Origin of the sequence: Rahnella ecdela (genome assembly GCF_019049625.1) — a bacterium.
GTDB classification, from domain to species: Bacteria; Pseudomonadota; Gammaproteobacteria; order Enterobacterales; family Enterobacteriaceae; genus Rahnella; species Rahnella ecdela.
This window is the reverse complement of record NZ_JAFMOY010000102.1, coordinates 20177-35957: the sequence shown is the minus strand read 5'-3', so window position 1 is coordinate 35957 and position 15781 is coordinate 20177. Positions and strand designations below refer to the sequence as shown.

Below are 15781 nucleotides of genomic sequence, written 5' to 3'. Positions count from 1 at the left end.
GCGCAGACAGTAAAGCGATTGTGGTGAATGGCGATGGTGCACAGGTCAATAATCAGGGCAACACCACGGTAACAGACGGCGCGACAGGCACTCAAATCACCGGTAATGATGCGACAGTCACTATTAAAGGCGATGGCATCACACCGACAACAATCGATGTCAGCGACGCAGGTAAAGGCGTCGTGATTGCAGGGAATAATGCTAATTTAGTAATTGATAACGCATCAGCTACCGCTGACGGCGCGGGTTCTGTGCTGGTGGATATTACCGGTGATGATGCCAAAGCAAGTCTGACGGGGGATATTCATGTCACCAATGGGGCAACCGGTATTGATATAGAGGGGGCCCGAGCTAAAGTTGAGACTACAGCGAATATCTTTGTCCAGGATTTGAATTCGGTCGGTATTAATATGACCGGAGATAACGCAACATTTACTAATACCGGCGATTTGAATGTTTCCTTGAATGGCATTGGCGCTAATATTAATGGCGATAATTCCGACGTAGTGCTGGATGGTAATATCAACATTAAAGGTGTCGCCGATGCAGATGGCGTTCTGCAAATGGGTAAAGGCATCGTGGTTAATGGCAATAACTCATCCATTGACCTGAAAGGAAATATGTCACTCTCCAATGATCCGGTAGCACCGGGGGTAATTGCACCTCTTATCCTAGATCAAATGAGCGGCCTTGAAGTCCACGGCGCGGGAAATACAATTAACATCGAAGGCTCACTCTCTGTTTCTCAAACGGGTGGCCAGTCATTCGTTGCTACTAATACAGTGGGTGCTGATTATACAGGCGTAGACGTCGTGGGTGATGGAAATACCGTTAATGTTCAGGGCGGTGTTAACGTGCATGCTGACTCTGGTGGCCTGGATACCTGGAGCGTTCCACCCGTTAATGGTATTGCTGTCAACGGAGCAAGTACAGTCAATGTGACCGGTGAATCCTCAGTTTCCAACGCACAAAACTATTATTGGATGGCTCAGTTTGCCAATGTAGTGGGAGGTGGCACTCTTAATCTGGATAAAAATTCAGTGCTCACTCTGGATTTTGATACCACGGACCGAGGTACCTGGACTGGCGTTCTTCAAGGTGATGGTTCTGGGTTTATCGCCGCATCAGGAACCGGCTCAACTATTAACAATGCCGGTGTTATTGACGGAACGGAAATTGATGCTGGATCCATTATGGACGTCACTCTTGGTGCCAGTGCGTTCAACACCGGCACCATCCGGGATCTGAATATCAAGAACAACGGCAAAGTCTCCCCTATGATGTCACAAGGTGGGGGCTCTGTGACTAATAATGGTGACTTAGAGTTACGCTCTAAAATTTCAAATCCTCCAGCTAGGATGGGATATAACAACAACTACTCTGTGAATACCTACGGCGATACTGGTTATGCTATGGCAGCTAGTACGGGGGGCACGGCAACAAATAATGGCACAATTAAACTGGAAGGAGGGGCGCTTTACGGCATGTCCGCGGTGGATAGTAATGTACTGAATACTGGCACTATCAACCTGGATGGATTTATCCCTGTTACGGATGAAGCAAATAACGTAATTTCTCGGACTGCCTTTAATACACCAGATTCGACTGCTTTTCTTCGCGGGGCGGGAATGATTGCTGGCACAGCGTGGTCTAACGCGACCAACACCGGAAATATTAATGTTAATAATTCCGGTTTTGGGATGGTGGCGATCAACGGCGGTCAGCTGACAAACCAAGGCACCATTACCCTTACAGCTGACGCTGATACAGTGAATGATGGAACTAAAGCTCAACTGGTAGGCATGGGAGTAATGAGTGGCGGGACTGCGATTAATGATACTTCCGGCACCATAGTAATCAACACCAATGTTGGTAAAGCATTTTATAATGACGGAACCGGCATGATTATTAACCGTGGTCAGATTGTGGTTGGCGAAGGTGTTGACCCCGCAGTGAACAACTCAGACACAGTGGCCTCTCTTGGTTATGGCAATGGTAGTGTAATTGCCACAGCGGGCAATACCACCACGCTGACCTCCGGAGGTGCTGTCGTTGATGGTGCAGCAAGTAATGATGGCACAGTAAGCGGTGGTCCCGTCACTGTCAGCAATACCGGCACCCTGACTAACGATGCTGCGGGCGTTATTACCAGTAATATTATCGTTAATACCTCCGGCTCAGTTGCCAACCAAGGCACTATAAGTGGCAGAACGACGGTCAAGACCGGCGGTAAATTGACGAATAGCGGTACTATGAACTCTGGTGTGTCTGTGAGTGGCACAGGAAGCATGCGCAATACCGGCACCTTGGCTCTGCGATCCACCGCGTTGAATGGGGGGATTATAGAGCTCACCGACTCCGGTAGCGTCGTTAATGAAGCCGGTGGCACTCTAATCCTCGACAACCAGAACAATGCCGTGCATATCAATCAGGACGGCACCCTGTCCAATAAGGGTACCATGTCCGTTAGTGCTTCAAGCAACTATTCAGCCGTGAATATCTGGGGCGGTACCGGTGATTTTATTAACTCCGGAACTGTACAAGATACATCGGGTTATACTGGTTCTCTCGTGACATCTCAGGGCGATGCCAGTGCAGCCGGAAGCTATATCTGGAACAAGGCCGAGGGTGTTATCAACTTTTCCGGGAGTAACTCCGGGCGACCTGCCATTAATTTGACCGGCAGTAACTTCTACGGCATCAATGACGGCACCATGAACATCAGCGGTAACAACGCCATCGGCATGAATGGCTCCAAGAATGCCCAACTGGTCAACAACGGCACCATTAACCTGGGTACTGCGGGGAATGCGAACAACGAAAGTGGTTTAATCGCTATGCAGTTGGACGGAGGCGCTACGAATGATGCCATCATGGAGAATGACGGTATTATCAATATCCATACCAACGACTCTTATGCCTTCAGTAAGCTAGGCGCTAACGGCCGGGTCGTTAACACCGGTGCTATCAATATTGACAGCAATGTCACTGGCTCTGGTATCGTTAAACAAGCCGGTGTCACTCCGGATACCACCAAAGCAGCCAGCTACACGCTGCCGGTTGATCCAGCAGCGGCCGTTTCACAACAGCCGCTACGTAACTCAGTCAGTCGCTATACCGTCGGCACCAGTGCCAACGGTACGGCCGGTCAGATGGTGGTCAGTCATGCCGACCTGACAGATGTTCAGGTCGACACCGGCTTTACAGCAGGCACCGCGGATAAAACTGCCAGCTTCGACAACGTGTTCCAGGGTACCGATATTCAGGGTGCTGAAAACATCAAGTCCGACACGGTGATGTGGAATGCACAGGGTCAGACGGACGCCAGCGGTAACGTGGATGTCAGCATGACCAAAAATGACTACCGTGACGTGGCCGACTCAAGTGTCAGCAGCGTAGCTGGTGCTCTGGAAGCGGGTTACACCAACAATGCATTGTTTAACAGCCTCAATCTGAAAAGCGCAGCACAAGTCACTAACGCCATGAAACAGCTTTCCGGCAGCAAAGCCACCAACGCTTTCAATGAAGCGAAAGTGCTGAGCAACCGCTTTACCATGCTGGAAGATAACGCCGTCGTCAGTGCAAGCGGTCTGGGCTTTAATGTGGTAGCGAAAGGCGATCAGCGTTCAGAATTGGGTAACGATGCCCAGTACGACATGCTGGCCCTGAGCCAGAAACTGAGCCTGACCGACCACCAGACGCTGAAACTCCAGTACGGTATTGCCCGTCTTGACGGCAGTGGTGATGTTAAAGAAGCCGGTGATAATGGCCTGACCGGCGGTTACAGCCAGTTCTTCGGTCTTGAGCACGCGATGGATCTCGGCAACAACATGAGCTGGGAAAACGCCCTGCGTTATGACAACCATCAGTTAGAAAGCAGTCGCACCATCCAGTATGGCAGCGTGAACGAAGTGGCAAACGCTAACAATTCACAACAGTACATGGAAATGAAAAGCCAGTTCAGCAAAGGTTACGAACTGAGTGACACACTGAAATTCAAACCGTCTGTCGGAGCGAAAGTGCGTCGTACCCGTGACGGCAGCGTGAACGAGACCGGTGCGAATGATTACAACCTGAAAATGGATGCAGGCAGCGAAACCGCCGTCGACGCCATCGTGGGTATGGAACTGACGTATGCCGGTAAAAATGGCTGGGCAGCTTCTGCATCCGTGGAAGGTGGTCCGAACCTCGCCTACAGCAAAAGCGCACGCACCGCATCACTGCAAGGTGCAGCGGGTCAGCACTTTAACGTAGACGATGACCAGAAAGGCGGCGGTGTGAACAGCCTGACCCAGGTTGGCGTAAGCTACACCAGCGATAACAAATCACTGGGTATGGACGCTTACAACTGGCAGGAAGATGGCGCAAACGACAAAGGTATGCGCGTGAACTTTAAACTGAATTTCTAAGAAAACCGAACGTATAGAGTACCTCACGTCATAATCCATGCCCTTCCGGTTGATATCGGAAGGGCATTTTTTCTAAGCATAAACGTTTTTCTTTTATAATCTGATATCATCTGAAAAAATCATCCATCTAATTTCGTTCAGGTGAACGTTTTCCTCCCTACTTTCCAGTTCAGTACTTCTTAATATCGAAGTAAGCACATCTACATATTAAACCCCACTATTACCTGTATAATTAGTTCATGTTGATAAACGTAATAATTTATCGACCTTTCTTAAATAAAACTATTTTCCTCAGGTGATTTTATGAAATTAAAAACATTAGCTGTAATGGTTCTTTGCCTTGCACCTTTATCCTCATTTGCTTCGGATGGTGATATCACGTTTAATGGTGAAGTAACAGCAGCAGCCTGTACTTTCACGGGCTTTAATAATGGCAGCACCACTACCGGCGCTGTTATGGTTTTACCGAGTGTTACACCAACCTCTTTCTCGGGTGCTGGCGGTTATGCCGGGATGCAAGATTTCACCATTGAGTTGAAAAATTGCAGCACATCTACGCTCCATAATGCCCAGGTTTCATTCAGCGGCACCCCGGACGCGCTTGATAATTCTATTCTTTCTAACATTGCCGGCACTACACCGGCTTCCGGCGTGGGTATCGCACTGCTGGAAAATGACGGTGCCACGCCAATCAGCATCAACGGCGGCGCACCTGCACAAGCGCAGGCATTAGTCACTGGAGATAACTCCCTGAAGTTTAAAGTGGCGTACAAAGCCAACACCTCCACACCTGCCGTCACAGCAGGGAAAGTCAGTGCCAAAACGTTTATCGACATTGCTTATAATTAATTTTTTTAAGCGCAATAACACTTTCTTATAAGTTCATTTACTTTGCTTAAAAACAGGCCATCTGTGATGCGAAATCATTTATCATTAATAATGAAGACTGTCATCTTTGCGCCTGTTTTATTTACTCCTTTATTACACGCTGCAGACAATCAAAGCAATCCTAATAATGAAACATCAGAATTCGATGCCGATTTTTTGCGTAAAGATTCTGATGCTATTCCGCAACAATTTTATCATCCAGAAAACGTCGTCGCGGGTATTAAAACTGCAGATGTGGTTTTAAACGGTCATACGTTATTTAAAACCAAGGTCGAATTTATTCCGCTTAAAGGCCATGCCAGCGCAGTACCTTGTTTAACACAAGGTTTATTGCATCAGCTGGGTCTGGATCGTCATCTTGATGAATTAGCAAAATCTGGCAATGACGTGTGCTATGACCTGTTATCGAAATGGCCGGATGCCAGTATTAAATACGATGAGTCGATGCAACAGTTGCTGATCGCCGCGCCGCAAGCGGCCATGAATGTGGCGACGCAAAGCGAAATGATCGACCCGTCATTGTGGGATAACGGCGTAAACGCATTGCGTATGAGTTATTCCGGTTACGTTTATCATTCTGAAAATCACAGCTCAGGTGCTGATTCATCAGACAGCGACAATGCTTACCTGAGCCTGAATTCCGGCGTGAATCTGGGTACGTGGCGATTCTACAGTTTCGATACGTTTAATAAATCTGATACCGGCTGGGAACAAAACCACGATCGCGCCTATGCAGAGCGTGACATAGCTTCGCTGGTATCCCGTTTTACGGCCGGGGATGTTTACGCCACCACCTCCAGCGATATTTTAGGTATTTTACCCCTGCGCGGCATGACGCTGGAAACTAACAACCAGATGCTTCCGGCATCCACCTTTAGCTATGCACCGGTGGTGCGCGGCGTGGCACGTACCAATGCCAGAGTGGTTATCCGCCAGCGCAATAACATTATTTACAGCAAAACCGTCGCGCCCGGCAGCTTCGCGATTACTGATCTGACCAACGGGCAGATTGGCGCTGATCTTGAAGTCACCGTGGAAGAGAGCGACGGCAGCCAGCAAAAATTTACGGTGCCTTATACCTCCCTGCCAAACATGATCCGCCCCGGCACCTGGCGGTACAGTCTGAGTGGCGGCCGTTACCGTGATGACAACCTTTCCTATCAGCCACTGGTCGCTCAGGGCAGCCTGCAATATGGCTGGGATAAATTAACGCTCAGCGACCTGGTGGTCACCGGCGAAGGCTATCAGTCTATGGCGGTAAGCAGCGCATTCAGCCTCGGCGCGCTCGGCAGCGTGTCCCTCGACTGGGCGCTGGAACGCCATCAGTCGGTTTCCGCTTCAAACGATAACACCATCGGCAGCAATGAACCCGAAGCTGCCGGTGACAGTGGCCGGGCACTGCGTCTTCTTTATGCACGCCGCTTTGACGCCACCGATACCTCATTGCAACTGATGGGTTTTCGCTATCAGACGTCTGACTTTATGGATTTTCCGGAATATGCCGGATGGCGCTGGGGGAATGACGACACGCATCACCACCGCAAAAATGAAGTACAGGCGACGATAAATCAGGGGATGGGCGAATATGGCAACGGTTATCTCACGTTGCAGCAGGACAGCTATTACGACTCCAGCGCAAAAGATACCTCACTGACGCTGGGCTACAGCTTCAACGTTAAATCGGTCAATGTCAGCGTGAACTACAGCTATCAGGCCAATACCGGCGATGACGCTATAACCGCCAACAGCCCCGACCGTCAGCTGTCGCTCAATTTCTCCGTCCCCCTCGATGCGGGCGAAAAACGCAGCCGGAATCTGTCGTTTACCACCAATACCAGCAACCGCTCCGGCGATTCACAGATGGCGACCGTTTCAGGCACGGAGCTGGAAAGCGCCATGAATTATTCGTTGTCCGCACAGCATGACAGCAGCGGATATTCGCCATCGGCAGCCGTTGCCTATCGCAACAGCATCGCCAACATGAATGCCAGTGCCAGTGCCAGCCAGAACAACCGCCAGTATTCAGCGGGGATTTCCGGCGGCGTGGTGGCCTATCGCCACGGCGTGGTGCTGTCTCAGCAACTGGGCGACACCATCGCCATTATCGAAACCCCTGGCGCGAAAGACATCAGCGTCGAAGGTCAGCCGGGCGTGTCGACCAACCGCTGGGGCCGCGCCGTAGTGCCGTCGATTTCGCCTTATCGCGACAATTCACTGTCGCTCGATACCCGCCATGCGGCGGATAACGTTGAACTGATTGATGGTGGGAAAAACGTCATCCCTACTCACGGAGCGGTAGTTGTCCGCCGTTTCCAGACTAAAGTAGGACGCCGCGCTATAGTGATGTTATCGCTTTCAGACGGCAAGCCAGCACCTTTCGGCGCAAGTGCATGGCAAGGGAAAGAGCAGGTCGGCATGGTGGCCGATAACGGATTGTTGTATCTCAACGGCATACTGGCCGATGGCGAGACAACGCTGCATGTGACACTGGAAAATAACACCCAGTGTCAGTTCGAACTACCTGTCTCAGGCGGTCAATCCGACCCCTGGTATCAACAAGTTAATGCGGTTTGTCGCTAAGCAGAGAAATGATGAAATTCCATAAAATTGCAGTATCCCTGATTGTCAGCACCTTAATTTTATCCGGCGTCGCCAGTGCGGCCGTGCGCCCCGCCCTCACCCGAATTGTTGCGCTGGAAAGTGATAAAGAAACCTCTATCAAGCTCATCAATGATGATAAAAACAAAGACTATCTCGTGCAGTCCTGGTTTGAAGATTTGCAGGGAAACGATAAAAACTTACCCCTCATTCTGACCCCACCGCTGTTTAAAATTGGCGCGGGTCGTGAAGGGAAACTGCGCATGGTGATCGTGCCCGGCAAAATCCCTCAGGATCATGAATCTGTGTACTGGCTGTGGATCCAGGAAATCCCGCCTGTCAGTAAAAGCACCGAGAACAAGCTCGAAGTGGCGGTACGTACCCGTTTGAAAGTCTTTATCCGCCCGACTACGCTATCAGAGAAACCGGCCGATACAGTCAATAAATTGCAGTGGCAGGTGACGAAGGAAGGCGGCAAAACCTGGCTGACAGCTAAAAACCCTACGCAGTATTACGCCAGCTTATCTGAGCTTTCTGTCACGGTGGCGGGAAAAGCGATGGCCGTCGACGGTAAAAACACCATGGTACCTGCGAAAGGCCAGAGCCGTTATGCCGTGCCAGCCAGCGTAAGTGGTAAATCCGGCTCGCTGAATTATTCCGTCATCAATGATTTTGGTGGTGACTCCGTTTTACTGCACCAGTCATTGACCTTTTAACGGACAACTTTCATGACAAAACGGCCTGCGCTTACCCCCCTGTTCCTGCCCGCTATGGTGCTGATACTGACAGGTTTAGTCCCCGGACTGAGTCAGGCCGGTGTATTACATTGTGATATCGATTCCGGCGGTGCCTCGCCATTTTCCCCTTACACGCGTGAAAATCCTATTGCGGCAGATCAGAACACCCCGGATTACACCGTGGTGCTGTCGCTCGATTACGCCCAGTTTTTACCGAATATGCGCCTGACCTGTACCTCAGACGGTCAGGATTTTACCGCTCCGGCCTCCTTTGACGGCGACATATCGCTCAGCCTCAGCGCTGTTAATGATCAGCAACTGGACTGGGATGGTAACGCTCAAACCACCAATAATGGCATCAAAATGAAGATGTACATCAAGGCGGTATCAATTAACGAGGAGCCGCTCGCGAACAGTTATCCTCCGGCAAAAATGGCGGCGGGTAAGCGACTGGGGGTCGAATATCCGATAGTCAACGGTAAAGATGACTCCACACTGGTTCAGTTTGGCGCGCAATATAATGCCGATAAATCCTTGTATAAATACGACACCAAATACAATTTTGCCATCGAATCGATGCGTGTTGAGCTCATCAAATTTGGCTGGATGGAATATGGCTCGGCTGCCGTTGTTCCTCCGGGAACACATTTAACCTTTACCATTGACGGCCTGGCCGGCATCACCACTGTCGATGTGCCCCTGGGCTCGGGCGTATTTATCGCGGCCCCCTCCTGCACTTTGGATAACAAGCACCAGATCGTCGAACTGGGGGCGTTCCACCCCAATAGCACCGGCAGCTATCCGCAGAACGGCCCAATGACTCGTTTTGGCATGGACTTCACATGCAGCAGTTACACCAATAATGTCGAATTCACTTTTGAAGACGCTAATGCCGTTGTCAAAGATAAAAAAACGCTGGTTGTGCACAGCGTTGCGGATGGAAAAACGGTTGATGGTCTGGCGATCGGAATTTATGACAATGAGGGTAAGGAAGTGGTAATGGGGGTGAAACAAAATCTGGGGATTGGCCAGCAAGGGAAAAATACCGCCTCATTTCAGGCGGCGATTATCCAGACGGCAGCAGAAATAACCGATTCCAAGAACAACGCATTCACCGGCAAATTCACGGCTAAAGCCAACGTGACGATTACGTATTATTGATCCGGCAAAACTATTGATCCGGCAAAACTGAGACTGAATTGCCAGAATGATGTTAAACGCCCTGCATCGGCTTCGGTGAAGAAGTAAACGGCAGGTACTGATACATCCAGGTTTCCGACAGCGTTTTATCTCCGAATTTGAGGTACAGCCTGAGTTCAACCGGTTCTTTGCCTTCGGCGTGCAGGTCAAAAAATGTGCGCCAGTGACCCTTACCTGCGGGAGATTTCTCGACCCTGATATCTTTGAGCGTGCCGCGGGAAGCAGTTACCACTGCGTCAAGATGAGTGTCTGCGGGAAGGTGCTCCAGCACATCGCCCTGGAATTCGACCATAAATTTGCGCGCGTCATGATCTTTATACGCTCCGGGATTGCCCCCTCTACCCATCCGCGTTATCCCGCAGCGCGCCAGTTTTGAAGGATAAGGTTCATCTGCCAGCCAGTGCAGACGATAGCTAAACTGATATTCACTGCCCGCTTTCGCTGGCTGTTCCGGCACCCACATCGCGGCAATGTTATCGAAAATCTCATCGTCAGTAGGGATTTCCACCAGTTGCACCGCGCCCTTGCCCCAGTCACCTTTTGGTTCAACCCACAAATCCGGGCGTCGTTCGTAACCGGCCGAGCCCAGATAGCTGTCAGGCTTGCGCTGTTTCTGTGACAGGCCAAAACCCCGCGGATTATTGTCACTGAAGGCAGAAACGCGGATCTGCAACGGATTGTTCAGCGGCCGCCAGATATGTTCGTCACTGCCGGTCCACACCGCTAAACCGTCGGAGTCATGAACTTCAGGTCGCCAGTCGGAGGCCGAACCTTTGGCCATTTCGGAAAACCAGAACATCGAGGTCTGCGGGGCGATACCCAACCGGCCAACGTCACGCCGCAAAAACAGCGAGCATTCAACATCCATCACCACGCCTTTGGTGCGCTGCATATCAAACCGGTAAGCGCCGCAGACACTCGGCCCGTCAAGCAACGCGTAAACCACTAAATGGTCGCGATCCTTTTCCGAAGTTTCGAACCAGAAATGCGTAAAGTCGGGGAATTCTTCTTTGGTATCGCCAAAAACGGTGTTTACCGCAATCCCGCGCGCAGATAATCCAAACTGTTCAAGTTCGCCCACAGCACGGAAATAGGAAGCCCCAAGAAACGAAACCCAGTCTTTTACTCCATGATTTTCAGAGGATTGCTGATGTTCCAGTACCCGAAATCCGCTGAAAACATTGCCCTTCACGGCTGACAGCACGCCCTGATTGTTATCGGGGAAAGTGAAGTAATCGGCATTCTGGATGATTTCCCGTGCGCGCTTATTTTCAACAACCGACATTTTAACCGGCAAATGATGCAGGCTGCTGACGGGAAAAAAGGTCACCGGAAAACGACTGACGCCCTCGTTAAACAGCGCATATTCCGGTTTATATAAAACCTTGCTGTAAACGTCGTAATTGATACTGGACACTGCGCTATCGGGTACTTTTTCGGGCGCAACGTAAGGATTTTTAGCACTGTCTTTTGCCTGTTTTATCAGGCCTGCAAATGTAAAAGGTACACTGTCCGCAAGTTTTAAACGCTGCTCAGCAAAGACCAACGGGGTGAAACCCAGCGCAGCCAGAGCCATCGAAAATGAAGTATAAGTAAGCAAATCACGCCGGGTTACCATAAACAGCACCAACTCATGTTTGAGATTAAATTGTTCTTATCAGAAAGTAAGAAGCCATTTATCGGGCAAGTCGTGCTTCAATTTTAGAACACTTCGGCAGAAAGAATAGGTGCTCATCTGATCTTACGGATGTTGGTGCATTACCGGTCAAAACCTGCAACTGTCAATTACCGAACCGCACACTGACATCCCGTTAAGTTTAATAAAAAACATATCACAAACCCTTATTCATAAACGTTACAACTTTTTATCAATTTTTCAGTAACGGATGGAGAGATATAACGAAAATCACGAAGAAAGGAATATTTTTGAGTTTTTCCTGATAATCTTAGTGCAGCAAAAATATTCTTTATAAAATTGCGATGGGCAACATCAAAAATAACCGGCAAATCACGCCCTATTTTCTGATCAAAAATAAACATAGTAAAACATATTGCATTCATTGAAATGATGAATAGCTGTCTTTTCAATCAGGGCAATGATCAAATCATAAAAACTAAAATCTTCAAATATCATGATGATAAGAAAAAATGTCCAAAAATGCACATTGATCAGCACCTCAGTATGACTATATAACAGCGCCAGAAAATATCCCTCATAATCTCTGTCAGTTCTCAAGGTCAATACAAATGAAGGTAAGATTTATTGTTTTTGGAATTTTAGCTGCGCTAAATACGACCAGCTCACAGGCAAGTTTTACGTCTGATGTTACTGCAGGCAGTGTTGTAGAAAACGAACTGATTGATGACCCTGTAAATACCCAGAATGTATTTGGCAGTGTTATTAACTCCACCATCAATAACGGTGCCCAGCATGTACATGCAGGTGGTGTTGTTGATGGAATAAATAACCTGGCAGGAACACAAACTGTCGATGACCTTGGCATGATTGCCAATTCATCTCTTAATGGCGGCGATGCCAATTTGATTCTCAGCGGCACCGCCACGAATGTCACCATTAACGCCGGCACTCTGGATATCCTCAGTGGTGGCGTCGCGACAGAGACGATCATCACTGGCAAAGATTCCGTGCTTAATAACCATTTTGGCGCAGATTACAATACGCAGGTCAGCGCAGGTGGCGTACTCAATACCGGTTCCATTAATGAACCCAACCAGAGCAACACCGCGCAATCTTACAATGCAGTTATCGAAGATGGCGGAATACAAAACGTTCAGAACGGCGGTATCAGCCAGAGTACGATCGTTGAAGCAGGCGGCACCTTAAACGTTCAGGCCAATTATCATCCTGAAGACAAGAGCATTGGCGTGATTTCCGGCGTTACGAATGACAGCGTTGTTTACGGACAAATGAATAACCGTGGTGGCATTGATAATGACAACGTGGTGAAAGACGGCGGCTTCTACAGTTCCGGCTTTAAGGTGTCACAAGGTGAGAATATTGAACAACCTTCATTATCCAATAACTTGCTCATAGAGCACGGCGGATATGCGCAATTGAGTGGATATTCCCTTGTCAACAATATGACCGTTGATGGCATGGCAGACAGTTATGATCAGACGACCCTAAATGACACCGTCGTCACATCCGGGGGTGATTTGACTGTAGAAGACCAAAGTCATGCCAATAACATCATCAATAACGGCATATTAAACATTAAGGCGGCAGGACAAATTGATCCGGTCGTCACCTGGGATGTGATCACCAACGCCGGTGCGACAACGACTGTCTGGGCTCATGCTGACACCTCCGCTGCCGATTTTACTGTCGCAGGAAGTCTCTATTTCGATGGCTCACATGATAAGGATCACACCGATTTTTCAACCAAACCTCAGAGCTATCAGGTTAACTCGCTGGATATGCAAGGTGGCAGTGTCTATCTGGACCCGAGCAATTACAGCTCCCTGACCACCGGAACGCTCAGCGGTAACGGCGACTTTTACATCAATACCAGCATCGGCGAATCGAAAGGCAGCGTAATCACTGTCACCGGCAGCGACAGCGGTGATTTCAATGTGTATGCCAAAGATTCCGGCGTCAGTCCGGCCGATGATTCTCCGCTGCGCGTGATCACAGCGACCGGCGGTACGGCTGAATTTACCCTCGCCAACAAAGGCGGCGTTGTCGATGCCGGGACATATGAATATCACCTGATTGCCGACGGCACCGGTAACTGGGATTTATCGACGGGCGTTCAACCGCCAGCCCCACCTGATCCGGTCAATCCGGTTGACCCGGTTGATCCGGTTGATCCAACGAACCCGACAGACCCCACTGATCCGACCAACCCGGTAGATCCTACGCCACCGGCACCGCCTGCTCCGCCGAAACCGACTTACACGCCGTCAACGTCTGCCGTACTTTCAATGGCCGTCACTGCGCCCATCATCAACGATGTGGAAATGCATACCGTGCGTGACCGCATTGATGCTGTGCGCGATATTTCGCATGACCTGAACGTGTGGTCGCGTTACATCGGCAGTAAGCAAAGTGTGAATAACGACGCAGCCGGGTTTGATATGAACCTCAACGGCGTAATGCTCGGCGCAGATGCCAGTACAGACTTTACCAGCAGCCATCTGACTGTCGGGGGGTTCGTCGGTTATACCAACAGTGACGTGGATTTCGACCGGGATGGTTCCGGTAACGTCGATTCCTGGTCAACCGGGGCTTATCTGAGCTGGCTTAATAACAGCGGCTATTATGTTGACGGTATTGTAAAGGCTAACCGGTTCAGCGATGACGTGAACGCCAAAATGACCAGCGGAGAGAGAGCGGACGGCGATTACAACCAGAACGGGTTATCAGCGCATCTGGAAACAGGGAAATATTTCAGGTTTGATCAGTCCTTTGTCGCCCCTTATGTTGGCATTACCGGTTTTACGACTAATAACAGCAACTACACTCTTTCCAATGGCATGAAAGCCAATGTGGACAGCGTGAAGTCCCTGGTCGCGGAAACGGGTGTTAACATCGGTACCACGTACAACGTGGGATCAGTAGAACTCAAGCCTTACGTGAAACTCGCCGTGGCGGATGAAATGGTCAGCGGCAACTCCGTGAAGGTCAATAACGACCAGCTGGAAGATGATATGTCCGGTGTGATGGGCATTTATGAAGCCGGTGTGAACTCGCAAATCACCCAAAATCTGAACGTCGGTGCAAGCGTACAGTACAACCACTCGGATGAAATGGAATCACCCTTTATTCTGAATGCCGGTTTCTCCCTGAAATTCTGATCCACCGCTTAAATACAAAAAATCCACGCATTGCGTGGATTTTCTTTTTAAGGCATCACCGAAAATTACAAATTTTTCCGGTCTGATGTTTACGGCGTCAGGATAATTTTGCCACTGAAACTGCGGGTTTCGAGCAGACGGTGCGCATCAGCACCAGCAGATAAAGCAAATTTCGTTACCGGCGGAAGTGTCACCTTCCCTTCTTTAATCAGTGCAAACAGGCGGTCTGCACGACGCTGACGCTTTTCACCGGAAACAAGATAAGTCCAGAGATCAGCGCCCAGTATGCCGTGCGAATTCAGCTGAAGGCGCGACGGGTCAAATGCAGAAAGCGCACCGCCTGACATACCGAACAATACCACCCGACCGCCGTCTTTAAGCGAATCGAGGCTTTCAGTGAGCGTGGTACCGACCGAATCAAATACCACTTCACAACCGCCGTTCTGCCATTCCCTGACTTCTTTACCCCAGGTATCGTAACCGGCAGCGGCCTCTGCACCGAGCCCGAGGCAGGCAGACTGCTTGTCCTGATTTGAGGCAACGGCAAAAGTGTGGATACCCTGATGTTTCAGCATCTGCAACAACAAACGGCCAACGCCACCCGCTGCTGCGAGCACCGCGACATGCATTCCGGCACGCAAAGGCAATACATCGTGCAGCAGATAATCAGCCGTCAAACCCTGCAATAATACAGCTGCGGCATCAGATTCTGACAACCATTCCGGCAGGCGGATAGCATGTTCAACCGGTACACGGATATGGCTGGCATGTGCCAGCGGAACATCGGCAAAACCGACCCGGTCACCCACTTTCCAGCCTTTAACGTTTTCACCGACGGCAATCACCCGACCTGCGCCTTCATAACCGGCGATATAGGGTGAATTACCCGCCAGCGGGTAACGCCCCTGACGGCGATAAATATCAGCGAAATTCAGTCCGGCAGCGGTCACCGCCACCAGCAGTTCAGCAGCAGCCGGAGCCAGATCCGCAGCTTCATGCATGTGTAACACATCTGCCGTACCTGTACTTTCAAAAACCAGTGCCTGCATTGCCATTCCTTAAAATGAAATTTTACGATTATGCGGCGATTATCGGCATGCAGGGACCGGAGATAAAGTGATGTCTGCTTTA

General features: G+C 49.9%; 8 protein-coding genes. 6 read left to right on the top strand and 2 right to left on the bottom strand.

Annotated elements, in window-relative coordinates; all coding sequences use genetic code 11:
- The 5 genes from J1784_RS02375 to J1784_RS02355 all read left to right on the top strand — a co-directional run.
- Nucleotides 1-4409 (top strand): hypothetical protein (locus J1784_RS02375; protein WP_217147860.1); only part of this gene is annotated, 4409 nt, incomplete at its 5' end.
- A 303-nt stretch (nucleotides 4410-4712) separates the two neighbouring features.
- Nucleotides 4713-5258: a fimbrial protein gene (locus tag J1784_RS02370; protein WP_217147859.1), complete on the top strand. Its 546-nt coding sequence runs from the start codon at nucleotides 4713-4715 to the stop codon at nucleotides 5256-5258.
- 66 nt (nucleotides 5259-5324) lie between these two features.
- Entirely contained in the window at nucleotides 5325-7877 is a 2553-nt protein-coding gene (locus J1784_RS02365; RefSeq protein ID WP_420803947.1) for a fimbria/pilus outer membrane usher protein, read from the top strand.
- Nucleotides 7878-7885: 8 nt separating this feature from the next.
- Complete coding sequence (locus J1784_RS02360) at nucleotides 7886-8611, top strand: fimbrial biogenesis chaperone (protein WP_217147857.1); 726 nt, start codon at nucleotides 7886-7888, stop codon at nucleotides 8609-8611.
- Nucleotides 8612-8623: 12 nt separating this feature from the next.
- Nucleotides 8624-9793 carry a fimbrial protein gene (locus tag J1784_RS02355; protein WP_238485352.1) on the top strand — a complete coding sequence of 390 codons (1170 nt, stop codon included), beginning with the start codon at nucleotides 8624-8626 and terminating at the stop codon, nucleotides 9791-9793.
- A gap of 52 nt (nucleotides 9794-9845) precedes the next feature.
- Here the strand turns inward: J1784_RS02355 and J1784_RS02350 are convergent, their stop codons facing one another.
- Nucleotides 9846-11450: an OpgD/OpgG family glucan biosynthesis protein gene (locus tag J1784_RS02350; RefSeq protein WP_217147856.1), complete on the bottom strand. Its 1605-nt coding sequence runs from the start codon at nucleotides 11448-11450 to the stop codon at nucleotides 9846-9848.
- Between the two features lie 629 nt (nucleotides 11451-12079).
- On the opposite strand from J1784_RS02350, the gene J1784_RS02345 reads away from it, so the two are divergent.
- Nucleotides 12080-14650: an autotransporter outer membrane beta-barrel domain-containing protein gene (locus tag J1784_RS02345; protein ID WP_217147855.1), complete on the top strand. Its 2571-nt coding sequence runs from the start codon at nucleotides 12080-12082 to the stop codon at nucleotides 14648-14650.
- A gap of 89 nt (nucleotides 14651-14739) precedes the next feature.
- Here the strand turns inward: J1784_RS02345 and J1784_RS02340 are convergent, their stop codons facing one another.
- A complete protein-coding gene (locus J1784_RS02340; protein ID WP_217147854.1) occupies nucleotides 14740-15699 on the bottom strand; it encodes a zinc-binding dehydrogenase in 960 nt (319 codons plus the stop codon).
- Nucleotides 15700-15781: the final 82 nt, after the last annotated feature.

What these genes read in the sequence shown, in the direction of transcription:
- J1784_RS02345 (WP_217147855.1), top strand. Translation starts at nt 12,080, where the DNA reads ATGAAGGTAAGATTTATTGTTTTTGGAATTTTAGCTGCGCTAAATACG.
- J1784_RS02355 (WP_238485352.1), top strand. Translation starts at nt 8,624, where the DNA reads ATGACAAAACGGCCTGCGCTTACCCCCCTGTTCCTGCCCGCTATGGTG.
- J1784_RS02350 (WP_217147856.1), bottom strand. Translation starts at nt 11,450, where the DNA reads ATGGTAACCCGGCGTGATTTGCTTACTTATACTTCATTTTCGATGGCT.
- J1784_RS02360 (WP_217147857.1), top strand. Translation starts at nt 7,886, where the DNA reads ATGATGAAATTCCATAAAATTGCAGTATCCCTGATTGTCAGCACCTTA.
- J1784_RS02370 (WP_217147859.1), top strand. Translation starts at nt 4,713, where the DNA reads ATGAAATTAAAAACATTAGCTGTAATGGTTCTTTGCCTTGCACCTTTA.
- J1784_RS02340 (WP_217147854.1), bottom strand. Translation starts at nt 15,699, where the DNA reads ATGCAGGCACTGGTTTTTGAAAGTACAGGTACGGCAGATGTGTTACAC.
- J1784_RS02365 (WP_420803947.1), top strand. Translation starts at nt 5,325, where the DNA reads ATGCGAAATCATTTATCATTAATAATGAAGACTGTCATCTTTGCGCCT.